Genomic DNA, 24,814 nt, shown 5'->3' on the forward strand with positions numbered 1-24,814 from the left:
TAAAATCTCTAATGGCGATATTGCTGAATACGCGTAGTGCGCAATCCGGCCAAGCCATTTTCTTCGATGGAAGCCTGCCAGGAAAGATATTCCTCAACAGTCAGCGTATAACGGGCACACGCTTCATCGAGGCTTAAAAGGCCACCACGTACAGCAGCGACAACTTCTGCCTTACGGCGGATAACCCAACGACGCGTCGACGCTGGAGGAAGATCATTGATCGTCAACGGGCTACCGTCCGGGCCAATGACATATTTTACGCGTGGTCTAATCTGTTCGGTCATACTACTCTCTACACAACTAACGACCTTCAATTCACAATCCACATTACGGTCACAGTTTTAAAAAAGCGCTAACCGCAGTGTAAGGAGTTGGTAATCTGTATGAATCAATTCCTGCGCATGTGTTTCATAAAAATACGCGAGTAATCAGCGCTCCAAGACCGGTCTATCCTGTCAAACCGCTTTATACTTGGCCCGCGCGCTCGATCTCTTCTGCTGAAAGACCATATTTGGAACTGAAATGATGACGTGCCTTGATAAGGCGTTCATCATCCGGCCGCATGCCGAGCGTGCGGATAAATTCGACACGCTGTTGTTTTTTTAGTGTTTCGCGGTCTATGGCAGTTCCCATTGCTTTGTCGATAATCTGCCCGCCCGGCGAAACATGAAACCATTTTGAAAAATCGCGGAAGTGATGCTGGTTGTGCAGTGTTGTCACATGCCGCTCAACCCAGTTTTTATTGACGGGCAGATGGGCCGTCATATGAAACCACTCATAGCAAAGAAATGTCCCCACCCCGCCGACAAGTACAATTGAGGCGGCAAGCGACAACGCATATTGCGGAACGACAAGCCACAGCAGCGCCCAGACGATTGTAAAATTTATAATCAAAACAGGAATCGACACCCAGATTGGCGCGAAAAATAATTTCCGGTTGGTGGGAAAGTCATGATGTCCGTAATGGGCCTGATAAAGCACATTGAAGTAACGCTGTTTTTCAGGTGGCGGCAGATGAAAAATAAAGCGATGCAATGAATATTCATTCAGCATCTGCGCCGGAATACCGAGAAAAACAAAAAAGACACCCCACCATGATCCGTTCAGGACAAGAATTATGATTCCGGCCAGAAGCGCACAAATCATCGGAACAATGGAATTGTGCGAAAAGATGAGTGACAGCCTGCTCATAACGCCTCCCGGAACAGCTTACGTTCACGTAATCGTAAAAAGCGTAATATCTTATGCCGACCACATCAAGACAACAAAAGTGCTCCGCTCTTTCAATCGTTGTGAAAAACCACTATATCGGCCACCTGAAACGGAGCTGATATGCGTAACTCGCTCGACATTGCTAAAAAGCCGGAAGATACCCGCGTGGTTGTTGCCATGTCGGGCGGCGTTGATTCATCTGTTGTGGCTGGCCTTTTGCACAAAGAAGGTTACGAGGTCATCGGTATTACGCTGCAACTTTACGACCACGGTGAAGCAACCCGCCGCACCGGATCATGCTGCGCTGGGCAGGATATTGATGACGCGCGCCGCGTTTGTGAAACGCTTGGCATACCGCATTATGTGCTCGATTATGAAAGCCGTTTCCGCGATGCGGTCATCGACGTATTTGCTGACAGCTATATTGCCGGTGAAACGCCGGTCCCATGCATTTCCTGCAACCAGACCGTCAAATTTGCCGATCTGTTGAAAACAGCGAAAGATCTAGGCGCGGATTGCTTGGCGACCGGCCACTACATCAACTCGGTTGAAAAAGGCAATCGCCGCGTTTTAACCCGTCCCGTCGATGCGGATCGCGACCAGAGTTATTTTCTGTTTGCGACCACTCAGGAGCAGGTTAATTATGTGCGTTTTCCACTCGGCAATATGACGAAGGACGAAACGCGCCGCCATGCAGCCGATATGGGTCTGATTGTTGCTGACAAACCGGACAGTCAGGACATCTGCTTTGTGCCAAACGGCAAATATGCCGATGTGATCACAAAGCTGCGCCCCAATGCGGCACTTGCCGGCGACATTGTCCATATTGATGGCCGCGTACTCGGTCAACATGAAGGCATTTTGCATTATACGATCGGCCAGCGCCGCGGCCTTGGCGTCTCGGTTGGCGATCCGCTTTATGTGGTCAAAATTGATGCGCGAACCCGCCGCGTTATTGTCGGCCCTGTCGAAGCGCTGGAAACCCACGTGCTTGAACTGCGCGATGTAAATTGGCTTGGCGATATGCCTGTCAGTGAAATACCTCAGGACGGTGTCGATATTCTCGTACGCGTACGCTCCACACGGCCGCCGCGCCCTGCCCGTCTGTTTAACAAAGACGGCATGGTGACAGTGGAAGTGATTGACGGCGAACAGGGTGTTTCACCGGGTCAGGCATGTGTATTTTATGATGGCCAGGGTGCCGGATCGCGGGTTTTGGGCGGCGGCTTTATTGATAAAACACGCCGCGCGGAACATGTGGAAATTCAGCTTGCTGAACTGATGGAAAATCCGGCAACGGTCGCTGCCGAATAAACTTTCCCCCGTCATCCTCGAACGAGGCGCACGCCGAGAGCCGGGGATCCAGTTTCGTGAATATCAAGGAAACCTTCGGCTCTGGATCCCGCATCAAGTGCGGGATGACGGTGCAGCAGGACTAGCCTGAAACGACCTTTAAGCCATTGCGGCCAACATAATTGCGGATTTCTGAAATAACCCGATCCTGATCTTCTTCGGAAAGATAAGGGTGCATCGGCAAGCATAAAATGCGTGATGGTTTGGCTTCTGTTACCGGCAGGCCCTGCGGCGCCCACGGATATTTCGCATAGGCAACCTGCATGTGAAGCGGCTTGACATAATAAACAACCGACGGAATGTCTTTTTCGCTCAAATGCGCGCGAAGTCCGTCGCGGTCATCGGTCTCAATCGCATATTGCGCCCAGGCAGAGCGCTGCCCCGCCACATTGCACGCAGCCTGAACCACATCGCCCAGCTCATTGTGGTAACGCGCGGCAATACGGTTACGCGCTTCCATTTCTTCTTCAAGAATATCCAGTTTCTTGAGCAGAACCGCTGCCTGAATTGTATCCAAGCGCGATGTCAGACCCACGCGCACATTGTCATACTGGCTCTGGCCTTTACCGTGAAAGGCAACCGAGCGCATAATCTCGGCATGGATCGCATCATTGGTCATGATCGCACCGCCATCGCCGTAACAGCCAAGCGGCTTGGCAGGATAAAAACTTGTTGCCGCCACATCACCGAACGAGCCGCAATATGCGCCTTTTGAAGTTGCGCCCAGCGCCTGCGCGGCATCTGAAATCACACGCACACCATGTTTGGCGGCAATCTGGCCAATAGCCTCATAATCGGCAACAGCACCGAAAAGATCGACAGGGATAATCGCTTTCGGCTTCAGGCGGCCTTCTGCTTCGATCATCTGAATGGCCGCTTCAAGCGATTCTGTATCCATCAAATAGGTTTCAGGGTCGATATCAATGAAAACAGGCTCGGCACCCGCAAGCGCAACAACTTCAGCCGTGGAGGCAAACGTAAAGCTCGGCACAAAAACAGCATCACCGCGGCCAATGCCCCACGCCATAAGCGGGATCAGCAAAGCGTCTGTGCCGCTCGCGCAGCCGATCACATGGTTGACGCCGACATAATCCGCCAGACGCTTTTCAAATTCAGCCACTTGTGGCCCGAGAATGTAAGCACCGCTTCGAACGACATCCAAGATTGCGTTTTCAAGGTCAGCGCCAAGGCGCTCACGCTGTGCTGCAAGATCGATAAATTGCATAGTTTCCCCGGTAGAACCGCCAAACGGCTCAAGTTTTCATATTAGCCCGCAAATCGCACTATCGCGGAAAAGCGCTTAAATCCATAGGTTTCAGATCACACCTTCAAGACAAATGTAACAGCAGGTGATTAACCGACAGCTAAGTTCAATATTTTAACAACTTCAAGGCCTTGGCGTCCGTCGGTCAATGGCTGGCGGTTGTCTCTGATGCAATCGATAAAATGTTGCAACTCATCGGTAAGCGCCATGCCCGCCTGACAAGGAATAGATTCGCCATCCTCTTTTGCAAAATGCCAGACATCATTGTCACGCGCGACATCATGCTTGTGGAGCGTAACCTTTTTATTCCAGTCCTGTTCCATATCGTCCCAGACAACGCTGGCCTTCGTGCCGATCACGCTGAAACGGCGCTCCACATAAGCGCTGTGGCGCGAGACAAAGACATGGCCCTTCATGTCATTGTCAAACGCCAGATGAATATGGGCGCAATCGGTTTGCCCGTCGGTCACCGACACAGGAACCGCATCCACATGCGTGGGGCTTGCACCCGCAACCGACAGGATGAGCGAAAGATCATGCGGTGCCAAATCCCAGACAGCATCAAACTTGTTGTGAAATTTGCCGAAACCCAGACGGTGGCTTTGTACATATTTTATATCGCCAAGCGCACCGTCTTTAATCAATTTCAGTATCGCGCGAAACGCATTATGGTGGCATAGAATATGCCCTGACATGAAAACACGGTTCGCTTTTTGGGCCGCATCCACCATTGATTGCGCATCGGCTACGTCCAGCGCTATCGGCTTTTCGGCAAAGACATGCTTGCCCGCCGCAAAAGCCTGACGCGCTGTTTCAGCATGGTGCTGCGCGGGCAATGCCATCGTGATGGCATCAATTGCCGGGTCGGTAAAAACGCTTTGCGCATCGCGTACTTCAACACCGTGCTTTGCCGCAATTTCTTTGGCCAGATTTTCGTCGCGATCGACAACACATGCCAGCGCGCCGAGCTCGGCAAGCGTGCGCACATGATTCTTGCCCCAATATCCGCAACCGAACACGGCGATTTTCGGCATGGAATGCATGGATTACCCTTTCTTGTCTTCGCTTTTGCCTGTGCTAATCAGCGAACGGGTAGAAAACAAGGCCGGAATAATGCGCAAACGGCAAATCAGTTGGAAAAACACGGATTGCTTGCTTGACAGACAAGCGGGCTTCCCCCTATATCCGCCTCGCTTCAACTAACAGGTTTACCTGTTGTGGCGGGATAGCTCAGCTGGTTAGAGCAGCGGAATCATAATCCGCGTGTCGGGGGTTCAAGTCCCTCTCCCGCTACCAAAATTTTCAATAACTTAGCCAACATACCGATTTCAGATTTGTAATTTGCGTGCGTTATTGCGTGCGTTTTTTGATTTTTTCGCCTTTCAGGTCATAATCCCCGACAATTTTTGTACTGCCCAATACCTTCAATCGCCTTCACCAAGAACCCTATGTATTTCAAACTCAGACAAATCGAGGTGCACGTCCAATACCCTACTTTAGTACGACTCGCAGCTTGACGTAGGGTTAACCAAGATAAATTATCAATTACAATTGAATATTTAACGCTCTGTGCTGGTAGTGAATTGGAAACATGGTACAAAATTGCTGGAATATTCCTGTTAATCCACCTCACAAAAGAGTGGATCGTGTTTATTTGGCCAAGTCTAGAAGAACAATTAGAATGGCCAAGCCTAACTAAGCCTACAGTTGGAGGAATATCTTTTCTCATTCTTGTAGTTATTCCATTCACATTCGCCCTAGCTACTTGGTTTTCGCCCCCGAACTCAAATAACGTAAATCGTGATCAAACAATTGAAATTCAATACACTCCGGAACCAACTGTAGCTCCTCCCTCCTCAACATCAACAAGTGTTGAGAGAAGCAATTCTTTTAATAAAGTTCAGAGTTTGCTTAAAAAGGCATGCGATGGAGAGCAAAATTGCATCCTTCATATCTTGAGCTTAACGAAATTTATATGGGATAATCACGGAGAATTGAACCCAACCGCGCTTGGATACAAGCTATCAAAATGTGTTGCTATTTCGGCGTCTAAGCGTGGTTACTTATTCGCTCCCCTTAAGTTTCTGGAAGAAATGGGCGCTAAAGAATTAAAAAGTGTTTCTTCGGAGCTGTGCTCATGCTCGCTTGGCTACTGGGCTAAGGACGTGTGCTTAAAGATAGTCCTTTGAGACGTTGAAAAGCGGCAGCCATTCTTTGTTGCATAAGTAGGCATCTGGAAGTTATCATATTACGCTTGGACTAAACTCAAAGTCCGATCTGCGAAACACAAACCATTGAAACGATCCGCCAAACCACTAAACTTCACCAATATTTCAACAAGGCAAGCGGATGATAAGAAAGTTCATTTCTTTGGTTTCTTTCGGGCTCGCGCTCGTCTTTGGCTATTTGTACTACGTCACATATTTCAAACACCGCGACTGCTTCAATGCGTTAGGCCGCTGCTTCGATGATGAAACCGGTGTCGTTTATTCAGAACAATCTGGGATCATCTGGCTCTTGCTTGCCGCGCTGGCGCTTGGTGTAAGCCTTTACACTGCTTGGCTTTTGAGAAAGCCGAAACGATAACTCAAGCGACAAGCCACTAAGCTAAATGACTCTTTTCATACATCTTTCATACATCCGGCGGGAATGCCTGCGGCTACCCCAGCCTCTTCTTGATTTCTTCGTAGAGATACCAGATGGAAGTCACTCAATCGAACCATGATCACGTTTTGAGTGGAGGCAACTGCCTCGTCCACAAACGAGCCCTCCACCTGGCCGCTGAACAAACCCCGCACAGCCGCATATGCGGCACCCGCTTGCTTTGTTTTCCTGAACGCCTTTGACAGCATCTTTTTCTTTTGGTTGTTTATCCATGGCTAGCCCCTCCAATACTTTACTTGAACAGGTAAGCATAACGAGCCGACTATATACAACTGGCTTGAATAATTTATCGGCCGAAATGACACTACTTTAAGAATTTATTATTTAAACTTACAATAAACGATCGATTCAGTCCTACATTGCGTATTAAAGAATTACGCCCCTAAAGAATTTCCTCGCCCACTAGACAATCGGTCTAATGGTTCCCATATCCGTCAAATGACGAATACACGCACACATATTCTGGATGTCGGGCGCAAGCTGGCCGCGCAGCGCGGGTACACGTCCGTAGGCTTGAGCGAATTGCTCAAGGAAGCAGATGTACCCAAAGGTTCATTCTACCACTATTTCGAATCCAAAGAGAAATATGGCTGCGCGCTGCTAACGCATTATGTTCATCATTATGGCGTCGAGCTTGCCGGTACACTGGCGAATGAAACCCTTTCCGGCCGTGAGCGTATTCTCGCATATTTCACCGCGTGGCAAAGTCGCCAGAGTTCACAGAACGCCGATGAGAAGTGCCTTATCGTAAAACTGGGGGCGGAAATTTCAGACCTCTCTCCTGACATGCGCCTGATACTGCGCGACGGCGTTGAAAAAATCATTTCAAAGCTGTCCGAGACCCTCAAAATTGCTGAAACTGATGGTTCATGTCCAGCTATGACAGACTATTTGACCATAGCCACCAGCCTTTACCAAATCTGGCTCGGTGCGAGCTTGATGGCTCACCTGTCTCAGGACGCTGCGCCATTTGAAACCGCCATGGCCCACACATTGGCCTTGGTTCCCTCCACCTAAAAAATTTGACCACCACTAGACGATCGGTCTAAAAACAAAGGAATAAACATGTCCCAATCCAAAGATCATAACCGCCGCTTCACCCTCGCATCCCGTCCCAAGGGTGAGCCTGATGAAAACACACTGAAGCTGGAAAATGCGGACATTCCTGTCCCCGCGTCAAACCAGATGCTGCTGCGCAACCAGTATCTTTCCCTTGATCCCTATATGCGTGGACGCATGAGTGACGCACCTTCATATGCAGCGCCGGTTGAAATCGGTGAAGTGATGGTTGGCGGCACAGTTTCAAAGGTTGAAAAGTCCAATATAGAGGGGTTTTCGGAAGGTGATTGGGTTGTTGCATTCGGCGGCTGGCAGGATTACGCGCTTTCCGATGGCACCGGCGTCATCAATATGGGTAAAAATCCTCAAAACCCTTCATGGGCGCTTGGCGTTCTGGGAATGCCCGGACTGACCGCTTGGGCCGGATTAACTGAAATCGGTCAGCCCAAAGAGGGCGAAACACTTGTCGTCGCCGGTGCCAGCGGGCCAGTGGGTGCTACGGTAGGACAAATTGCGAAAATTCTTGGTCTACGTGTTGTCGGTATCGCAGGCGGCGCTGAAAAATGTCAACACGTGATCGACACTTTGGGGTTTGACGCATGTGTCGACTATAAGTCCCTGAGTTTTGCAGAAGACTTAAAAGCTGCGGTGCCGTCCGGCATCGACATCTATTTTGAAAATGTCGGCGGCGAAGTCTTTGACGCAGTTCTACCTCTGCTAAACACCAGCGCGCGCGTCCCGCTCTGCGGCCTCATATCCCAGTACAACGCAACATCCCTGCCAGACGGTCCGGACCGCATGAATTATCTGATGGGTCAGCTGCTGCGTAAGCGGATTACCATGCGCGGCTTCATTGTTTTTGATGATTTCGGGCACCTTTATCCGGCATTTGCAAAACAAATGACCGAGTGGGTTAAGAGCGGAAAAATCAAATACCGCGAAGAAATGATCGACGGGCTTGAGCACGCGCCCTCAGCATTCATTGGCCTGCTGCGCGGTGAAGCCTTTGGCAAACGCGTCATTAAACTCAACCCGTAAACTCGAACATATTAAAGGTGAAACAAATGAAAATTTTGATGGTTCTGACGTCGCATGACGAACTTGGAGACACCGGCGAAAAAACCGGTTTCTGGTTGGAGGAGTTCGCTGCCCCTTATTACGTATTCAAGGATGCAGGTGCATCCATTACACTTGCTACGCCCAAAGGTGGCCAGCCACCTCTTGACCCGAAGAGCGATGATGAAAGCGCACAAACAGAGGACACAAAACGCTTCAAGCTGGACACAGCAGCGCAAGATGCCCTCGCCAACACAGAACAATTGGCGCAAATCAATGCCGATGAATTCGACGCCGTATTCTATCCGGGCGGACACGGCCCACTATGGGATTTGGCAGAAGACAAAACCAGCCAGGCACTGATTGAACAATTCGCAAACACAGACCGCCCTATCGGGGCAGTGTGTCATGCGCCCGCAGTGTTCAAAAACACCAAGACATCAGATGGCTCCCCGTTAGTCTCGGGCAAACGTGTCACAGGATTTACAAATACCGAGGAAGATGCCGTTGGGTTGACAGATGTTGTTCCATTTCTCGTTGAGGACATGCTTGTCAAAAATGGCGGAAACTATGACAAAGGCGACGATTGGGCCTCTTTCGTTGTTGTCGATGGCAAGCTTGTGACCGGACAGAATCCAGCTTCTTCTGCCGATGCAGCCAAAAAGCTCATGGCGCTGATCTAAATCTTATCGGGGCGCCGCCGGCGCCCCATCGCCCCAATCCAATAGAAATTAGTTTGTTCTAGATCACAACTATCCAAACAATCAGGAAAACCATTGATTCACGTATCGGTGTCATAGTGCCGACCATGAAGGCAAATGCGTGATCATTTTCGACAGTTTTGCACCTTCAAGATCAGGCACCTGAAAGGAGTAGAGCTGTGACAGGACGTAAACTTTTCCAGATAGTAAAGCCGCTCATCAATGCGATAAGTTTCCTGTTTTCGCTCTTGCCGCGCATTTTATTTGAACTCACCTGGCCGCTTCTGGAGCTGTTTCCTTGGAAGCTGGGTATTTTCCTGCGCTATCTTTGGGCCAAGCGTCTGGCCAAATCCTGCGGCGAAAATGTTCTTTTCGAAACCGGCGTTCGGGTGACATTTTGGGAGGAGATCGAATTGGGATCAAATGTCGCTATCTATGAAACCTGCTATCTGGACGGCAAAGGCGGCATTAAAATTGGCGATAATGTTTCCATTGCGCACCAATCATCATTGATCAGTTTTGATTTCGATATCACTGATCCTGACACAGAACTGAAATACAGCCCCATGCGCAAAAAACCGATTGTCATCGGCGATGACATTATGATCTTTTCCGGCGTGCGTGTTTTTGCCGGCGCAAACATCAAATCGCGGTCAGTCATTGCGGCCAATGCTGTCGTGCGTGAAGGTGTTTACGAATCGGGTATTTATGCAGGACTGCCGGCAAAAAAGAAAAAGGACATCGTTCAACGCGCTAAAGATGGCGTCTAACATTCCAAGCAAAAGTTATGACGGGCCATTGGCCCGCCATAAACTGTCTTGGGAAGATTTTGCGTTAAGCAGCTTGGCGGTATTCCGCTTCCAGATGTGATGACCACGCATCATACCAGGTTTCGAACAGCGTCAATTGCGCTTCGGCATAGCCGCGCTGGCTGTCGCTCAATTCGTCTGTTTCATTAAAGTGAAGCGTATATTCCGCGTCACCTTTCAGCACCATCATATGTTTGAAATACAAAACAAGATCCGGACCTTCATCGAAAGAAGAAAGAACAGCCAGTGCGCTTTCCAACTCCAATGCAAGGCGGCGTGCATGAACGTCACCCTTGGCCGCAAGCTGGCTCAATGAAGCAAGATGCAGCACTTGTTTCGGCAACACACAGCCGATACCGGTGATCGCGCCGGTTGCGCCGCAATTGACAAAACCATGGAACACACAGGTGTCCACACCCACCATCAAAACCACTTCATCATCGCGGCTGGTGATATTTTCGGCCGCATAGCTCATGTCGTCAGCGCCGCCAAACTCCTTGAAGCCTACGAGGTTCGCGTGATCTTCACGAAGCGCGAAAAACAAATCGGCCCGCGTCGCAAAGCCGTAATAGGGGCTGTTATAAATAACCGCCGGCAGATCAGGCGCGGCGCTCAGGATCGCTTTGAAATGGTTTTTCTGTGCGACAAGCGATGATCCACGCGACATAACACGCGGAATAGCCATCAAGCCCTGCGCGCCAACCTTTTGCGCGTGTTGGGCGTGGGCAACAGCCTTGGCTGTGTTTACCGCACCCGTACCGACAACAACAGGAACACCGGCCTTTACCAGACGTTCAACGCCTTCCATCCGCTCTTCATCCGAAATCAATGGCCAGTCGCCCATTGAGCCGCAGTAAACAACCGCAGACATGCCAGCCGCAATAAGCTCTTTGCCCTTGCGCACCAATGCATCAAAATCTGGCGTACGATCATCTTTGCAAGGCGTCATCAACGCCGGCATGCAACCGGAGAAAATCTTAGCGTTCATTTGGTTTTCCTTGTGCTTGATCTGCAAGGATAATCCTTGCTTAGTGTAATAAAATCAATACCTTTGATCTCCATAATACCATTTGTATTTTATTTGTCGACAAGAATATTTGCAAATAAGCAGTTTCCTCCCGCACCATGTGCGAAAGTTTGACCCGTCAAATTTGGTTATTGAACGCTACAGGTCTATGGGCCTGCGCCGGTCCCGCGCCATAAAGGTCTGGATTTGCTGGACGATCTGATCCGCATGCTGGCTTGCAAGCTTGTCTGCGGCAGCGACATCCTGCGCTTCAATGGCAGCAATGATATCGTCATGCTCGGTCACGTAGCGCTGCGGCAACTGGTCATCAAACGAAGAGTAATAAATGCGCAACATGCGCCGACCTTCATCGAGCAGACGGCAAAACAGGCTGGTATAATACGGGTTCTTGCCTGCCTCCGCGATCGCCGCATGAAAATCACGGTTGGTCGCAATCATCGTCAACGCATCCTGCGCTTGAACGGCATCGGAGAATTTGAGTTGGTGGTCGCGGATAATCTCAAGATCGTCATCGGTCCTGTTTTCCGCAGCCAGACGTGTCGTCACCCTATACATCAGCGTCATCGCGTCGAAAAATGTATGCAGGTTCAGAAAATCAATATTGGAAACCATTGTCGAACGGTTCGGAAGCGTTGTCACCAACCCTTCACTGGCCAGTTTGACAAGCGCTTCGCGAATAGGCGTCCGCGACATGGAAAGACGTTCTGCCAGCTGAATTTCATCAATTGGGCTGCCCGGCGGCAAAACCAGATCCAAAATATTGTCGCGCAGAATTTCATAGACATATTTCACACCCTGTCCGCGCTTTCTTTCCGGCACCGGGCGTATGAGCTTCTTATCCATATTCACACCTTCGTTTCGACTGTATGTCTATGGCAGCAGTTGAGAGGAAAAGGAAGAGTATGTTGCCATCATCGCGCGCCCCAGCTGTCAGACAACCGGTAGCCTTCAGGCCACGGATCACTTGGGTCCAGCATATGCTGGTGGGTTCCTGTTATCCAACCGCGCCCTGAAATTTCGGGAATGATGGCTGTTTTATCACCAACTTTTGTTGTCTTGACGATACGCCCGTTAAACGTTGAGCCAAGCACGGATACGGCCGTCAGACTTTCGCCGACCTTCATTTCTCCGCGCGCATGCAAGACGGCCATCCGCGCCGACAATGCAGTGCCGGTTGGAGATCGGTCGACCTTTCCAGGCTGTATCGCAACAGCCGAACCGGCACGCAAGCCCTCCGGCCCGCGCTCTACCTGCCCTGCAAAAAGACAGAAGGAAAAGTGCCGCCAATCGGGCATTGTCGGATGTTCGAATTTTAGGGCCTCATTGGCGGCATTGGTAATTTTAACGCCAAGGCGCGCAATATCATGGGCTTCATCTTCTTTTAGATTTAGCCCCATCGCGGCAGCGTCGACAATCACAAAACTGTCGCCACCAAAAGCTGTATCCACTGTCAGTGTCGGCAATCCTTCCACTTCCAGCTTTTGATCAAGCGGACCGGCGAAGCTCGGCAGGTTTTGAACAAAAATACGCTCGGCTTTGCCATCGCGACATTCAGCGCGGACATGAACCAACCCGCCTGGTGCCTCCAGCACCAGATTGGTCTCAGGCTCCTGCATTGGAATCAAGCCGCCATCAAGCAAGACAGTCGACACGCAAATCGAGTTTGACCCCGACATGGGCGGCGTATCTTCCGGCTCCATGATAATAAAGGCGGCATCTGCCTCCGGATGGCGTGGCGGCACCAGCAAATTCACATGCCTGAAAACACCGCCGCGCGGTTCATTTAATACGAAATTGCGCAAAGTGTCGTCTTGAGCGATCCAGCGGCTTTGCTCCCAAACCGTGTCGCCGGGCGGCGGCAATACTCCGCCGACAATGACGTCGCCAACTTCGCCTTCCGCATGGGCGGAAATAACATGAACGGTTTTACAGCTACGCATGGTAATTTCCTGCTGATATTAGAAGCCGACAAGTCTCTCCGGCAGCCATGTTGCCAGTGCCGGAAACAGAACAATCAAAGTCAGTGTCAACAATTGCAAGGCAATAAATGGCAACACACCACGACACATCTGTCCGTATGTCATGTTGGCCGGCGCAATCGATTTTAGATAGAAGATCGATGATGCCATTGGCGGTGTCAGATACCCCGTCTGGATAACGATCAAAACCAAGGTTGCAAACCAGATCGGATCAACACCCGCACTGCGGATAAATGGCGTGAACAACGGCACACAGATCAGCACATTGGCCGTCCAATCAAGCACAAAGCCCAGTACAAAAACCACAAGCAGGAAGAAGACGATCATACCGGTCGTGCCAAGTCCGGCACTTTCCAGAAAATCACGTATCAGGCTTGCGCCGCCATTGGCCGCAAAGACACCCATAAACATTGTACCGGCGGCCACGATCAGCAGGATCATAGCGGAAATACGCACGGTGATGCTAAGCGACTCGGTCAAAACATTTAGGCTAAAGCGACGGTTGATGACACATAGTAGCAGCGCACCTGCGGCACCGACAGCAGCAGCTTCGGTTGGCGAGGCGATACCGCCGAGGATCGAACCTAGGACCGCAAATATGAGCAGGAACACCGGTACAAGCGTAACGAAAGTTGCCCGCAATTTTTCGCTTAAAGGTATGTCCGCTTCAGGCTCGTCGTCAGGATGCTGCTCTACCGGAAACAGCATGCCGTGAATGGCAATATAGGCCAGAAACAGCACTACCATCAAAAGGCCGGGCAGCATCATACCGGCCAACAGTTTGCCGACAGACATCTGCGCCAGTGACGCATACATAACCGCGATAACAGACGGCGGGATCATGGTACCCAAAGAGCCGCCCGCACAAATTGTACCGGCAATAATCGTATTGTTATAGCGTGCGCGTTGCATCGCCGGAATTGCCATCATGCCGATCATGACTTCGACAGCGCCCACGACACCGGCTGCTGCGGCAAAAATCGCACCCATTGCAATTGTCGCCAGCGCCAATCCGCCCGGCAGTCTTTTCAGCCACATGTTCAAAACAATAAACAGGCGCTCTGCGATACCGGAGCGTTCAAGCAACGCACCCATCAGAATAAACATCGGAACGGCTGAAAGGATAAAGTTGGTCGATGCAGAATAAAACGATCCGTAAATCTGGTTGAATGCCACATCACCAAAAGCCATAAGGCCTGCGCCAACGGCGACAATAGTCAGTGAAAAGGCTACCGGAACGCCTAGAAGAATAAGCGCAAAAAGCGCCGGAAACATCAGTGCGGCAGTAAGCATATCACGTCTCGATTTTGAATGAATTGTCAGTTTTGGATGCGGTAAAGGCGCGCATTCCCTCAATCGCCAGTTGCAGCGTTAGAGCAGCCAGCCCGATTGCCAGCGCACTGTAAAACGGCCACATGACCGGTGCCCAGGGGCTGACATGTTCAACCTCGCCAGTGGTCCACGCCCGCAATGTTCTTTGCCCTGCAACATAGGTCAGCATGGCAAAGATCGGTGTCAGCACCAGAAGGAAAACAATGCCTTCGATGGTGTGCCGCACGCGCGGCGGGAGTTTGGTGGAGAGAAAGTCAATGCGCACATGGGCATCTTCGCGAAGCGCTTGCGCAGCGCCCAGAATAAACAGCGCGCCGGTACTCATATACGCTATGTCAAAAGCCCACAGCGTTGGCGCGCCGAATACATAGCGCGCCACCACTTCATACAACATGGAGCCAATCAGGATCAGAACCATCGCCTGTGCGACATATCCCAGAACAACTGAAATGGTGTCTACGGTAGCAAATAACGTTCTTTTCATAATTGCCTCCCTGTCTGTTAGTTGCCGTTGCGAATGAGATAGCTGCTCTGTGCAGTCCAACGGTCTTCATAGGCCAGATAATCGGCAAGGATTTCGGCCATTTTGCCTTTACCTGCCTCTTTTTCGGATTCAGCCTTTTTCTTGATCCAATCAACACCGGCAGCATTTAGCTCGTCGATAAATGATTGGTCCAGCGTAATGACTTCGGCCTTGCTGCCCGCAAACACTTCCATTGCTTTCATGTCATTGTCATAGAAGTTGTAAAGCGACTGAAAAGTCGTCAGCTCGGCTGCTGCTTCCATTTTCGCTTTTAGCTTGTCGTCAAGCGCATCCCATCTTTCCTGTTTGACAACCACTTCCCAAACAAATGTCGGCTGGTGCACACCAGGTGTAATGATGTAAGGTGCGACTTCATGGAACCCTTCGGGAAGGTTTGCAGAAGGCGGTGCCCATTCGATTGCATCCACGCCTTTGCGCTCAAGCAAAGTGTAAATTTCGCCTGGTGGCACAACAGTAGGAACAGCGTCGAAATAATCGCGCATCACTTCAGCCCATGGACCCGCTGTGCGATATTTAAGGCCCTTCAAATCCTCGGCGGAGCGGATCGGTTTATTGGCATGTGCCATAACTTCCGATGAACCGATGCCAACAACCAGTGACTTGAAGCCTTCTGCCGCACGCATCTCGGCAAGCTTCTCTTTTCCGCCGCCCTCATACATCCATGTCGCATGTGCTTCCGGTCCCATACCGCCGGGAAAACCGCAGAAGATCGCGTTCAGAGGATCCTTGTTGACGCTGAAACATGGCGTTGAATGACCGGCTTCAACAATGCCGTCGCTCACACCATCATAAACCTGCAATGCCGGAACGAGAATCCCCGCACCGAAAGGCTGAATTTCGACGGCACCGTCTGTCAGTGTTTCAACATTATCCGCAAACCGCTCAAGAAAATTCACATAAAATGGTGACCCTTCAGGCACGGACGTTGGTACGCGCCACGTTACCTCTTGTGCACTTGCTGCAAAGGAAAGCGCGGACAGCCCTGCCAGCAGTCCCGCTTTGAGTAGAAATTGTTTCATTTTGAACTCCCTGTTTCAAATTACGAAATTAAGAGTACATATTGTATTTTATTTGTCGACAATTATTTTGAGATAAATTTTTTAAGAGAAATTACGAATATTTTTCAATAATTTATGATTGAATAAGTTGTTTAATTCGGCGACAACCAAGCCGGAACATTCATTGGTGCAGAGCCTTTTACGGCACCAAGAGCGCAATCTTCCATGCTGCCCAAGCGAACAGAACGGCCGGAAAGACCGGGGCCATAATGCGCATATTTGCCCGAATTGGTCATGACAGAGCGCGCATCCGGAGGAAAAATCGGCTCTATAATTGAACACCAGCAAAGGTCAGGAATGACCTGTACGCCCGCATCTTTGAGTGTGGCCAGAGTGCCGTCAGCCTGCGCCAAGGAAATCACGTTTCGCCCTGCGGTCAAAATGGTTGCGGCCGTTACTTTTTGACCCTTGAGCGCTGCGGCAAGCATCCGGCATTCTTTTAAGGAAGCATGCGGGCTGCCAATCGCTATCAGATCGACGTCCTGCGGCCCCTCATTAAGCTGTTGCCATGCATTCAGCAAATCCGTCTTCGAGATGGGAATAATGTCCAAATCGTCTGAACCTGCTTCAGCTGACTCAGGCGTCACACCATCAATATGCAACATCGGTGCGGCGGATGTCGTACCAAAGGCCGCACATAGTGCTTTGAGATCATCTTCATCAGGTTCAAGCGCTTTAAGACCACGCAAAAGCGGAATCCGGTCAGGCGACTTAAGACCGGCCAAATATCCGATAAGAGGCCAGATCGCATCATTGGCGCTCTGTGGCGCTTCTATTTCCAGCACACATTTTGCCTGACGTTCTTTGTCGAGATAAACACCGGCAAGCGGTGCCCTTCCCGTCACGGCAATGCATAAATCCAGATAATCAGGATGTTTAGGCGTGCGTGCGCCCAAAACGCTGTTTGCATAGATAACCGCATTGGATTCTGCCCAAGCGATTGTCTCGTTCAACGCTGGACGGTCATCCAATAAATAAGGAGCGCACGTAAATGTCGGCTGGCATCCCATACGGACATAAGCATCGGCAAGACGCGAGGCTGCATTGCCAAAATCAGCCGGAACGCCTTGTGAATGCCAATTCATACGGTCGACCGAAATCGCGTTGATGGATGTCGGAACACGCACTTTGGCACCCAGATCATCCATTTTTTCAGCAAAAATCAGATTGGCCGGATGGGCATAGATGCAACCGTCAATATGGCCCCGTTTAATGTCGGTAAGCTGTGTTGCGCCTTGTTGCCGCGCGACAGTGCAAATGATCTCCATCGCTAGAGTGGCGGCAGGACCATCGCGCCCGTCAAGTATTGACCGGTCTTCGTCCGTCAATTCCAGCGCTGTCGCAACAGGATTTGTAATCGGAACTTCTACGCCGTCACCAATGATCAAATCATCTTCCATTTTCAGGCTGGACTGTTTCGCCAGTTCGCCAAACACATCGGAAGAAACCCGCAACACCGGAAAGCCGCAGTCAAACAACTTGCCGGCAATCAGAGCGCCCAAAGTCAGAATGTCTTCTTCCTCGGAGAAAATCAGCGCCGCCGGCGCTTTGCCGTTAAGGGCGAGATCAAGCATAACGCCGGAACCGGAACAGGAACCGCGGCTTGTCGGCATCATCAAGACAGCGCCAGCCACGCATTTGCCATGCAAGGGATGGTGGGTATCGATGACACTGGCAGAAACCGGATCAACCCCGCCCCAAAAGCTCAGCCCTGTTGACGAAGCCAAGACCGGCCCTTCGGCGGTACCGGATACAATGCGACGTGCTTGTAGACCGGTCATTTGACCACAAAGCCATGCGCGAAGGGATCACGCTCATCGATGAAGATCGTGTTGTAACCTGTCATTCTAGCCCATCCCGAAACCGATGGAATAATTGCCGGTTTTCCTGCAACTTCCGTTTCGGCTTCCACACGGCCTTTGAAAATCGAGCCGATAATGGACTCATGCCAAAAAGGATCGCCCGCTTTCAGCGTACCTTTGGCGGCAAGCTGTGCCATACGTGCCGATGTACCGGTTCCGCATGGTGACCGGTCAATGGCTTTATCACCGTAGAAAACCGCATTGCGCGCATGAGCACCCTCAACGGTTGGCGCGCCGGTCCACAATATATGCGACAGCCCGTTAATATCCGGATGTTCGGGATGAACAAACTCGTACTTCGCATTAAGAGCAGCGCGTAATTTCGGAGACCAACCGATCAACTCACCGGCCGTAAAATCAGCCATATCGCGGAAGTTCTTTTGTGCTTCGACGATCGCATAGAAATTACCGCCATAAGCCACATCGACAACGATCTCGCCAAGACCGTCCACCTCTGCGCTCAAGCCCTCGGCATACAGAAATCCGGGAACATTGGTAAGCCGGACCTCTTCAACATACCGGCCCTCCTGCTTGTAGGAAATATCGACCTTTCCCGCCGGTGTATCAATCGACAAGCGGCCCGGTTCGCGCGGATTAATCAATCCGTTTTCAATCCCCATCGTCACCGTGCCAATAGTGCCGTGCCCGCACATTGGAAGACAGCCGGATGTTTCGATAAACAGCACTGCAACATCGCAATCAGGGCGTGTCGATGGATAAAGGATAGAACCGGACATCATGTCGTGACCGCGCGGCTCGAACATCAATCCGGTGCGTATCCAGTCAAACTCGCGCAAAAAATGCGCCCGTCTTTCAAGCATGGTGTTGCCTTCAAGACGCGGCCCTCCGCCTGAAACAAGACGCACGGGATTACCGCAGGTATGCCCGTCAATACATGAAAATGTGTGCTGCATTATAGCCAACTCGCAAAACGGCTTGGAGAAAAAGGTGTTATATCAATGGCAGGATTTTGCCCGCTCACAATATCGGCCACAAGCGCTGCTGTCGCCGTTGATTGTGTAAGACCCAAATGGCCATGCCCGAAAGCGCAAATGACATTTTTATGGCCCGGCAATGCGCCAATTGCAGGCAATGTATCAGGTAAGGACGGACGGAAACCCATCCATTGTACGCCGCCGCCGGTTTTCAAACCGGGCAGGAATGCCTTCGCCTTATTGAGCATTGCTTCGGCGCGGGCATAGTTGGGCGGCAAATCCAACCCCCCAAGTTCAACCGAGCCGCCAACGCGCAGGCCAGAACGTAATTTCGAAATCACAAAGCCATGACCGCCAAATGTCAGATGCTGTCGCAGGTCAAAGTCGCAATCGGGCAAAGTGGTATTGTAACCACGCTCGGTTTCAAGCGGAATCCGGACACCTGCCGTGCGCGCAAGACGATGCGAAAACGCACCGGCGGCTAAAATGATCTTTCCTTCAAGATCACCCAGACTTGTGCGAATGCCCGTTGCCGTAATTGTGGTCACCTCACCGACTAAAATCTCGCCACCATTGGCCGAGAACTTTTCGGCCAGTGCAAGCGTATAGTCTTTCGGATCGTCAATAGTCGCATAGGCCGACGTAAATGTCGCGTGTGTAAAGCGCGGTGACAGGCCGGGTTGATAGTCGGCAATTTCATCGCCCTTTAAATGCTTGAACGGCACATTTTCCGCTTCCAGTGCCGCATAGCCCGGCAAGGCCGCCTGAAACTGTTTCGCCCCTTCATAAACCTGCAATTGCCCTTCCTTGCGCAACATGTGAGCAAGACCGGCCCGCGACAGAAACGGCTCAAGCGTATTTTGCGCATGGCGCATCATGGCAGCCTGAGCTTTGGTTGATTGGCGAACCTGACTTGGTTGGCTTGCACATAAAAAGCGCAACATCCAAGGAGCAATCTGCGGCGCATATCGCGTCGGAATACTCAGCGGTCCAAGCGGATCAAAAAGCCATTTGGGCGACTGCATGATCGTTTTCGGCGAGGCCAGAGGCAAAATTTCACTGAACGCAAACGCACCGGCATTGCCAGCAGAGGCACCTGCCGCAGGCCCTTTCCGGTCAATGACACAAACCGGCAATCCTTTCGCCTGTAGGTCCAGCGCGATTGACAAGCCAGTCACGCCGGCACCGACAACAATGATCCGCGTTTCGCTCATTGGTCAAATCTTTATCTTTTTACACTGCAACGCATAGACAATACCCAAATCATGGGTCGGGCAAGAACCCTAGCGAACATTTGACAGAAACTTGCGCGTCTCTTCGTTTTGAGGATCTTCAAATATCTGCTTTGGTGGACCAATTTCAGCCATGACCCCTTGATGGAAGAACGCAACACGGTCTGACACATCGCGTGCAAAGCTCATCTCATGGGTCACCAGAATCATCGTCATGCCATCATCGGCAAGCATTTTAAGCGTATCGAGAACCTCGCCCACCAATTGCGGATCAAGCGCGGATGTCACCTCGTCAAAAAGCATGTAATCGGGCGACATCGCCAGAGCGCGTGCAATTGCCATACGTTGCTGCTGCCCGCCCGATAAGCGGCTTGGATAAACATCGCGCTTTTCGCCAAGACCAACATGGTTGAGCTGCTTGATGGCAATTTCCTCAGCTTCCGCGCGGCTCATTTTCTTTACCTTGCGCGGCGCCAGAGTAACATTTTCCAAAACGGTCAGATGCGGAAACGCATTGAATTGCTGGAACACGATACCGATCTTGCAGCGCAGCTTGTTTATGTCGGTGCTTTTGGCATGGACATGTGTGCCATCAACCAGAATGCGGCCGGAATCGATGGGCTCAAGGCCGTTGATACAGGTCAACAGCGTCGATTTACCAGAACCTGAACCGCCAATAACGGTCAGCACCTCGCCCTTTTTTACCGTCAGGTCGATGCCTTTGAGCACCTCCAAAGGGCCAAAGGATTTGCGAACATTTTCAATCTCAATCATTGGGTGACCACCGTTTTTCCAGATACCCGCCAAGACGGGCAATTGGGAAGCTTAGAAGGAAATAAATCAGACCGCAGATCATCAAAATAAACAGCGGCTCTTGAAGCCGGGTGATCACAATTTGCGACGCGCGCAACAGCTCGATCATACCCAACCATAATATCAGCGATGAATCTTTCAGAACGCCAAGCGTCAGGCCAATCCATGACGGCATGGCAATCCTTGCCGCAAGCGGCGCAACAATATAGCCCATATCCTGTGACCAGTTCAGCCCAAGCGAACGGGCGGCACGGCGCGTTGTTGCCGGCACTGCATCAATGGCACCGCGAACAATTTCGGTGCAATAAGCAGCGGTATAAAGTGAAAGAATGACGCATGATGTCGTAAATGGCTCCCAGCCGAACTGGGCAATCGCTTGAAAAGCATTGCCTAAGACGAGCTGGATCAACAGCGGAACCGACCTGAAAATATCAAGCAGGAATGTCAATGGCGCAGACCAGACCGGCCCGAGCTGTACGCGGACAACGCCCAAAACAATACCCAGTAGAGTACCGGCGGCAACCGCGATACCGGTCACAGCAAGCGTCATGCCTGCGCCTTTTGCCATGAATAAAAGGTCACTTGTTGTTAATGCTGTGTCAAACATAGCAACCTCCCTCAGTAACGGAACATGCGCGAAGCAATAAGCCGGGCGCCAAGAGTTACAATTTTAGCAATGATGTAATAAATCACTGCGGCGATGGCGAAGAACTCAAATGTACGGAACGAGCGTGCATTAAGCGCTTGGGTAATACCGGCCAGATCCGTATTCATGCCGACAGTTACACCCAGCGAAGTCATTAGGATTGCCCAGACCATTTGATTGGTCATCGGCAGAAAAGCGACACGCAGCATTTGCGGCATGACGATCAGTCTGAAAGACTGGAGCCATGTCATGCCGAGCGAGCGGCCTGCTCTGGTTTGGGTGTCCGGTATTGCTTTGAGCGCACCGCGGAAATTCTCCGACAGATAGCCCGCATTATTAAACGCGATACCCGCCAGCAAAGCGGCATAGGGGCTTAAATGAATACCGAAGCTTCCCAGCCCGAAATGCGCCATATAAATTTGAAAAAGTGCCGGTGTGTTTCGTGCAATTTCGATCCATGAAACTGCAAAGGCGTTCAACACCCGAATTCCGGATAGCCGAAACAATGTGAACAGCACGGCAATAAACAGTCCGATAACCATTGAAAGCACTGCAATTTCCAGTGTGACAAGGGCCCCTTCAAGCAATTGAGGCAAAGACCTGAATGCCTGATTCCAGTGGAAAGTGTAGTTAAACATCAACCGTCACCATGATTTAAATCTGCCGGTGCGCGATGCACACCAGCAAGTTTCGTTGACCTGAAATTTAACGGTAGACGTTTGGTACAGTCAGTTCAGGAAGGTCGCCGCCAACATATTTCTCATACAGTTCCGCATAGCGGCCGGTACGCACCTGCTGATTTACAAACAGGTTGAGATAGTTGAGGAAACCGTACTCTTCACGGTTCGTGAACAAAGCCACATAGTCGGTATCAAACGGTGCTTTACCGGCAACAGAAATACCCGAGAATTTGCCTGACTTAACATTGGCCTGCGCAACTGTAGATGTTGATACGGTCGCATCGATCTGGCCCTGGCTCAGCGCCAGGAAAACATCAGCCTGTGTCTGGTAAGGACGGTATTCGCCTTCGCCCCACTCATTGACCTGTGCTTCCAGAGCGATACCTTCAAAAGTACCGGCAACAGCGCCGACCACTTTACCCTTCATATCTTCAAAAGAGCTGATGCCAGCCTCATCATTGGCAGTCACAGCCATTTCAAACGCGAAGTAAGGAATAGACATGCCAACTGTTTTGGCGCGCTCAAGCGTATCAGATGTTGACGCAACACCAACATCAACACGGCCTGACATCAGCGCCGGAATACGCTCAGGGAATGGTGTTTCGACGATTTCAGCCTCAACGCCCAGCGCCTTGGCCAGATCATTACAATAATCAACGTCAAAGCCGACTGGATTATTGTCCGCATCGCGCGAGCCCATCGGTGGAAAGTCAAGCACAACAGCACAGCGCAGCTTACCGGATGAAATAATGTCATCCAGCTTATCGGCGGAAGCAGGTGCGGTCAAAAATGCAGTGGCAGCCAAAGCCAGAACGAAAAGTTTGGTTCTCATATTTAATTCTCCCATTAGGTGTCACGGCCTTCTGAACCGATCTCACCGCACATTTATTCCATTAGAAAAAGAGAAAATCAAATTAAAAATACAAAAAGTATACAAATGTTATACTCCCAACCAAAACTGTTCTGTTAACGGCTTTGGCCGGGAGTGTCTTTTCATTGATTTATTGCAAGTCTTCAGGCAGCAGCTCTGCCGGGAAGTTCTGGTAACTGACCGGACGCAAGAAGCGGCGGATAGAAAGCGTGCCCACAGATGTTGCACCGAAATTGGTGGAAGCCGGATACGGTCCGCCATGCACCATTGAATCAACAACCTCCACACCTGTCGGGAAACCGTTGACCAGCAGGCGCCCTGCTTTGCGCTCCAGAACCGGTGTCAGTTTACGGGCATCGGCAAGATCACCTTCATCCATATGCAGTGTCATGGTAAGCTGGCCATCAAAGCCGCGCGCCAGTTCAACCATCTCATCAATAGATGATACACGCACCACGAGACCGAGCGGGCCGAACACTTCTTCCCCCAATTCCTGCGCTTGCAGAAAGTCGGCTGCGCTGACTTCAAAAATATTGGGTGATGCAGTGCGTCCCTCAGAGTCCGTCGTATAAATTGTCTTGGCAACCTTGCTGTTTGCAAACCGCTCACATCCCTCACGGTACGCTTTGGCAATGCCGTCCGTCAGCATTGTCTGCGGCGCAACATCTTCTAACGAGGCTTTAGCGGCAGCGACAAAATGATCGGCATCCGGCCCGTCAAGAACGACGGCAATGCCCGGATTGGTGCAAAATTGCCCTGCGCCCATCACAAGCGAACCAGCCCAGCCGCGACTGATTTCCTCGGCGCGCGCTTTGGCACTTTCGCCAAGAACAAACATCGGGTTCACGCTGCCCAGTTCGCCGAAGAACGGGATAGGCTCATCTCTGGCTGCACAAAGATCAAACAGCGCTCTGCCGCCTGCCAGACTGCCGGTAAATCCGACTGCTTTTATAAGCGGATGCTGAACCAGCGCCTGGCCGACATCGCGTTTGCCGCCTTGAATGAGGCTGAAGACACCGCTTGGCATGCCGGTCTTTTCAATGGCGGCATGTATCGCTTCAGCGATGATTTCGCCCGTTCCCGGGTGCGCGGAATGTCCTTTAACCACCACCGGACAGCCGGCGGCCAATGCCGCTGCCGTATCACCGCCAGCCGTTGAGAATGCGAGCGGAAAATTGGAAGCGCCAAATACGGCGACCGGACCAATTGGACGTTCGATCAGACGGATTTCCGGTCTTGGAGCCGGTTTGCGATCCGGCTGGGCAGCGTCCACACGCTTGTCCAGATAGTCACCTTTGCGAATGTGATCGGCAAATAAACGTAGCTGGCCGGTTGTGCGGCCGCGCTCACCTTGAAGGCGGGCTTCGGGCAAACCGGTTTCTTCACAGCCAATTTGCGTAATGGCATCGGCGCGCGCTTCGATCTCATCGGCGATAGCGTCCAGAAATGCCGCGCGTGTTTCTCTGCTGGAGTATCCATACTCCCAGAAGGCTTCTTCTGCGCCTTGCGCAGCGCGCGCCACCAGATCAACCGTACCCACACTGAAACTATGCGCGTTTCCATGCGCAGGTTCAGACTTAAAACTCTCTGTGCCACTGACCCATTCGCCAGCAATTAAGTGTTTTCCGTGGGGTGTAAAAGTCATTTCAATTCCTAATAAATATCTGAATTTTGGATGTAAGAAAAAGCGCTTCTCATCTATGCATACTTTATGTAT

General features: G+C 51.1%; 25 protein-coding genes and 1 tRNA gene. 8 read left to right on the forward strand and 18 right to left on the reverse strand.

Annotation, left to right across the window (positions count from 1 at the left end; genetic code table 11):
• Window positions 1-8 precede the first annotated feature (8 nt).
• Together sciP and SU32_RS13435 are read right to left on the reverse strand one after the other, a co-directional pair.
• A complete protein-coding gene (gene sciP, locus SU32_RS13430; RefSeq protein ID WP_018690118.1) occupies window positions 9-284 on the reverse strand; it encodes a CtrA inhibitor SciP in 276 nt (91 codons plus the stop codon).
• A gap of 181 nt (window positions 285-465) precedes the next feature.
• Window positions 466-1,191 carry a sterol desaturase family protein gene (locus SU32_RS13435; RefSeq protein ID WP_053999893.1) on the reverse strand — a complete coding sequence of 242 codons (726 nt, stop codon included), beginning with the start codon at window positions 1,189-1,191 and terminating at the stop codon, window positions 466-468.
• 141 nt (window positions 1,192-1,332) lie between these two features.
• Here SU32_RS13435 and mnmA point away from each other — a divergent pair, with 141 nt between their 5' ends.
• Complete coding sequence (gene mnmA, locus SU32_RS13440; RefSeq protein ID WP_053999894.1) at window positions 1,333-2,526, forward strand: tRNA 2-thiouridine(34) synthase MnmA; 1,194 nt, start codon at window positions 1,333-1,335, stop codon at window positions 2,524-2,526.
• 121 nt (window positions 2,527-2,647) lie between these two features.
• Here mnmA and SU32_RS13445 read toward each other — a convergent pair whose 3' ends face one another.
• Together SU32_RS13445 and SU32_RS13450 are read right to left on the reverse strand one after the other, a co-directional pair.
• Window positions 2,648-3,790, reverse strand: a complete 1,143-nt coding sequence (locus tag SU32_RS13445) for a DegT/DnrJ/EryC1/StrS family aminotransferase (protein ID WP_053999895.1) — start codon at window positions 3,788-3,790, stop codon at window positions 2,648-2,650.
• 128 nt (window positions 3,791-3,918) lie between these two features.
• Complete coding sequence (locus SU32_RS13450) at window positions 3,919-4,872, reverse strand: Gfo/Idh/MocA family protein (protein WP_201454953.1); 954 nt, start codon at window positions 4,870-4,872, stop codon at window positions 3,919-3,921.
• 176 nt (window positions 4,873-5,048) lie between these two features.
• On the opposite strand from SU32_RS13450, the gene SU32_RS13455 reads away from it, so the two are divergent.
• The 7 genes from SU32_RS13455 to SU32_RS13490 all read left to right on the forward strand — a co-directional run bounded on the left by SU32_RS13455 (window position 5,049) and on the right by SU32_RS13490 (window position 10,079).
• Window positions 5,049-5,125 (forward strand) — tRNA-Met (locus SU32_RS13455).
• 350 nt (window positions 5,126-5,475) lie between these two features.
• Complete coding sequence (locus tag SU32_RS13460) at window positions 5,476-6,018, forward strand: hypothetical protein (protein WP_144421141.1); 543 nt, start codon at window positions 5,476-5,478, stop codon at window positions 6,016-6,018.
• 160 nt (window positions 6,019-6,178) lie between these two features.
• Complete coding sequence (locus SU32_RS13465; protein WP_053999897.1) at window positions 6,179-6,415, forward strand: hypothetical protein; 237 nt, start codon at window positions 6,179-6,181, stop codon at window positions 6,413-6,415.
• A gap of 516 nt (window positions 6,416-6,931) precedes the next feature.
• Window positions 6,932-7,510 carry a TetR/AcrR family transcriptional regulator gene (locus SU32_RS13475; RefSeq protein ID WP_053999899.1) on the forward strand — a complete coding sequence of 193 codons (579 nt, stop codon included), beginning with the start codon at window positions 6,932-6,934 and terminating at the stop codon, window positions 7,508-7,510.
• A gap of 48 nt (window positions 7,511-7,558) precedes the next feature.
• The gene (locus SU32_RS13480) at window positions 7,559-8,590 is read left to right on the forward strand and encodes an NADP-dependent oxidoreductase (RefSeq protein ID WP_053999900.1); all 1,032 of its coding nucleotides are present in this window, start codon (window positions 7,559-7,561) and stop codon (window positions 8,588-8,590) included.
• 26 nt (window positions 8,591-8,616) lie between these two features.
• Window positions 8,617-9,291 carry a type 1 glutamine amidotransferase domain-containing protein gene (locus tag SU32_RS13485; protein ID WP_053999901.1) on the forward strand — a complete coding sequence of 225 codons (675 nt, stop codon included), beginning with the start codon at window positions 8,617-8,619 and terminating at the stop codon, window positions 9,289-9,291.
• 197 nt (window positions 9,292-9,488) lie between these two features.
• Complete coding sequence (locus SU32_RS13490; RefSeq protein ID WP_082376751.1) at window positions 9,489-10,079, forward strand: acyltransferase; 591 nt, start codon at window positions 9,489-9,491, stop codon at window positions 10,077-10,079.
• 64 nt (window positions 10,080-10,143) lie between these two features.
• On the opposite strand, the gene SU32_RS13495 is transcribed toward SU32_RS13490, so the two are convergent.
• The 14 genes from SU32_RS13495 to SU32_RS13560 all read right to left on the reverse strand — a co-directional run bounded on the left by SU32_RS13495 (window position 10,144) and on the right by SU32_RS13560 (window position 24,742).
• A complete protein-coding gene (locus SU32_RS13495) occupies window positions 10,144-11,106 on the reverse strand; it encodes a dihydrodipicolinate synthase family protein (protein ID WP_053999902.1) in 963 nt (320 codons plus the stop codon).
• 177 nt (window positions 11,107-11,283) lie between these two features.
• Entirely contained in the window at window positions 11,284-11,988 is a 705-nt protein-coding gene (locus SU32_RS13500) for a GntR family transcriptional regulator (protein WP_053999903.1), read from the reverse strand.
• Between the two features lie 68 nt (window positions 11,989-12,056).
• Window positions 12,057-13,085, reverse strand: a complete 1,029-nt coding sequence (locus SU32_RS13505) for a trans-3-hydroxy-L-proline dehydratase (protein WP_053999904.1) — start codon at window positions 13,083-13,085, stop codon at window positions 12,057-12,059.
• Window positions 13,086-13,103: 18 nt separating this feature from the next.
• Window positions 13,104-14,417, reverse strand: coding sequence for a TRAP transporter large permease (locus tag SU32_RS13510; RefSeq protein ID WP_053999905.1), 1,314 nt, complete (start codon window positions 14,415-14,417; stop codon window positions 13,104-13,106).
• 1 nt (window position 14,418) lies between these two features.
• A complete protein-coding gene (locus SU32_RS13515) occupies window positions 14,419-14,940 on the reverse strand; it encodes a TRAP transporter small permease subunit (RefSeq protein WP_053999906.1) in 522 nt (173 codons plus the stop codon).
• A gap of 17 nt (window positions 14,941-14,957) precedes the next feature.
• Complete coding sequence (gene dctP, locus SU32_RS13520) at window positions 14,958-16,019, reverse strand: TRAP transporter substrate-binding protein DctP (protein ID WP_053999907.1); 1,062 nt, start codon at window positions 16,017-16,019, stop codon at window positions 14,958-14,960.
• Window positions 16,020-16,150: 131 nt separating this feature from the next.
• Window positions 16,151-17,839, reverse strand: coding sequence for a cis-3-hydroxy-L-proline dehydratase (gene lhpI, locus SU32_RS13525; protein WP_053999908.1), 1,689 nt, complete (start codon window positions 17,837-17,839; stop codon window positions 16,151-16,153).
• Window positions 17,836-18,837, reverse strand: a complete 1,002-nt coding sequence (locus SU32_RS13530) for a 4-hydroxyproline epimerase (protein WP_144421143.1) — start codon at window positions 18,835-18,837, stop codon at window positions 17,836-17,838. Before SU32_RS13530 ends, lhpI begins: the two co-directional genes overlap by 4 nt.
• A complete protein-coding gene (locus SU32_RS13535) occupies window positions 18,834-20,069 on the reverse strand; it encodes an NAD(P)/FAD-dependent oxidoreductase (RefSeq protein ID WP_053999910.1) in 1,236 nt (411 codons plus the stop codon). The genes SU32_RS13530 and SU32_RS13535 overlap by 4 nt, the downstream gene beginning before the upstream one ends.
• A 69-nt stretch (window positions 20,070-20,138) precedes the next feature.
• Window positions 20,139-20,861, reverse strand: a complete 723-nt coding sequence (locus SU32_RS13540; protein WP_053999911.1) for an amino acid ABC transporter ATP-binding protein — start codon at window positions 20,859-20,861, stop codon at window positions 20,139-20,141.
• Complete coding sequence (locus SU32_RS13545) at window positions 20,854-21,507, reverse strand: amino acid ABC transporter permease (protein ID WP_053999912.1); 654 nt, start codon at window positions 21,505-21,507, stop codon at window positions 20,854-20,856. The genes SU32_RS13540 and SU32_RS13545 overlap by 8 nt, the downstream gene beginning before the upstream one ends.
• A gap of 11 nt (window positions 21,508-21,518) precedes the next feature.
• Window positions 21,519-22,184, reverse strand: a complete 666-nt coding sequence (locus SU32_RS13550; RefSeq protein ID WP_053999913.1) for an amino acid ABC transporter permease — start codon at window positions 22,182-22,184, stop codon at window positions 21,519-21,521.
• Between the two features lie 67 nt (window positions 22,185-22,251).
• Complete coding sequence (locus tag SU32_RS13555; RefSeq protein WP_053999914.1) at window positions 22,252-23,058, reverse strand: ABC transporter substrate-binding protein; 807 nt, start codon at window positions 23,056-23,058, stop codon at window positions 22,252-22,254.
• 169 nt (window positions 23,059-23,227) lie between these two features.
• On the reverse strand, window positions 23,228-24,742 hold the full coding sequence (locus SU32_RS13560) for an aldehyde dehydrogenase (NADP(+)) (RefSeq protein ID WP_053999915.1): 1,515 nt from the start codon (window positions 24,740-24,742) through the stop codon (window positions 23,228-23,230).
• Window positions 24,743-24,814: the final 72 nt, after the last annotated feature.

This window comes from Ahrensia marina, assembly GCF_001293565.1.
In the GTDB taxonomy this organism is placed as follows: Bacteria; Pseudomonadota; Alphaproteobacteria; order Rhizobiales; family Rhizobiaceae; genus Ahrensia; species Ahrensia marina.

Bases quoted from the DNA above. Each gene is read 5' to 3' on its own strand.
- sciP (WP_018690118.1), bottom strand. From the start codon at position 284: ATGACCGAACAGATTAGACCACGCGTAAAATATGTCATTGGCCCGGAC.
- SU32_RS13435 (WP_053999893.1), bottom strand. From the start codon at position 1,191: ATGAGCAGGCTGTCACTCATCTTTTCGCACAATTCCATTGTTCCGATG.
- mnmA (WP_053999894.1), top strand. From the start codon at position 1,333: ATGCGTAACTCGCTCGACATTGCTAAAAAGCCGGAAGATACCCGCGTG.
- SU32_RS13445 (WP_053999895.1), bottom strand. From the start codon at position 3,790: ATGCAATTTATCGATCTTGCAGCACAGCGTGAGCGCCTTGGCGCTGAC.
- SU32_RS13450 (WP_201454953.1), bottom strand. From the start codon at position 4,872: ATGCATTCCATGCCGAAAATCGCCGTGTTCGGTTGCGGATATTGGGGC.
- SU32_RS13465 (WP_053999897.1), top strand. From the start codon at position 6,179: ATGATAAGAAAGTTCATTTCTTTGGTTTCTTTCGGGCTCGCGCTCGTC.
- SU32_RS13475 (WP_053999899.1), top strand. From the start codon at position 6,932: ATGACGAATACACGCACACATATTCTGGATGTCGGGCGCAAGCTGGCC.
- SU32_RS13480 (WP_053999900.1), top strand. From the start codon at position 7,559: ATGTCCCAATCCAAAGATCATAACCGCCGCTTCACCCTCGCATCCCGT.
- SU32_RS13485 (WP_053999901.1), top strand. From the start codon at position 8,617: ATGAAAATTTTGATGGTTCTGACGTCGCATGACGAACTTGGAGACACC.
- SU32_RS13495 (WP_053999902.1), bottom strand. From the start codon at position 11,106: ATGAACGCTAAGATTTTCTCCGGTTGCATGCCGGCGTTGATGACGCCT.
- SU32_RS13500 (WP_053999903.1), bottom strand. From the start codon at position 11,988: ATGGATAAGAAGCTCATACGCCCGGTGCCGGAAAGAAAGCGCGGACAG.
- SU32_RS13505 (WP_053999904.1), bottom strand. From the start codon at position 13,085: ATGCGTAGCTGTAAAACCGTTCATGTTATTTCCGCCCATGCGGAAGGC.
- SU32_RS13510 (WP_053999905.1), bottom strand. From the start codon at position 14,417: ATGCTTACTGCCGCACTGATGTTTCCGGCGCTTTTTGCGCTTATTCTT.
- SU32_RS13515 (WP_053999906.1), bottom strand. From the start codon at position 14,940: ATGAAAAGAACGTTATTTGCTACCGTAGACACCATTTCAGTTGTTCTG.
- dctP (WP_053999907.1), bottom strand. From the start codon at position 16,019: ATGAAACAATTTCTACTCAAAGCGGGACTGCTGGCAGGGCTGTCCGCG.
- lhpI (WP_053999908.1), bottom strand. From the start codon at position 17,839: ATGACCGGTCTACAAGCACGTCGCATTGTATCCGGTACCGCCGAAGGG.
- SU32_RS13535 (WP_053999910.1), bottom strand. From the start codon at position 20,069: ATGAGCGAAACGCGGATCATTGTTGTCGGTGCCGGCGTGACTGGCTTG.
- SU32_RS13540 (WP_053999911.1), bottom strand. From the start codon at position 20,861: ATGATTGAGATTGAAAATGTTCGCAAATCCTTTGGCCCTTTGGAGGTG.
- SU32_RS13545 (WP_053999912.1), bottom strand. From the start codon at position 21,507: ATGTTTGACACAGCATTAACAACAAGTGACCTTTTATTCATGGCAAAA.
- SU32_RS13550 (WP_053999913.1), bottom strand. From the start codon at position 22,184: ATGTTTAACTACACTTTCCACTGGAATCAGGCATTCAGGTCTTTGCCT.
- SU32_RS13555 (WP_053999914.1), bottom strand. From the start codon at position 23,058: ATGAGAACCAAACTTTTCGTTCTGGCTTTGGCTGCCACTGCATTTTTG.
- SU32_RS13560 (WP_053999915.1), bottom strand. From the start codon at position 24,742: ATGACTTTTACACCCCACGGAAAACACTTAATTGCTGGCGAATGGGTC.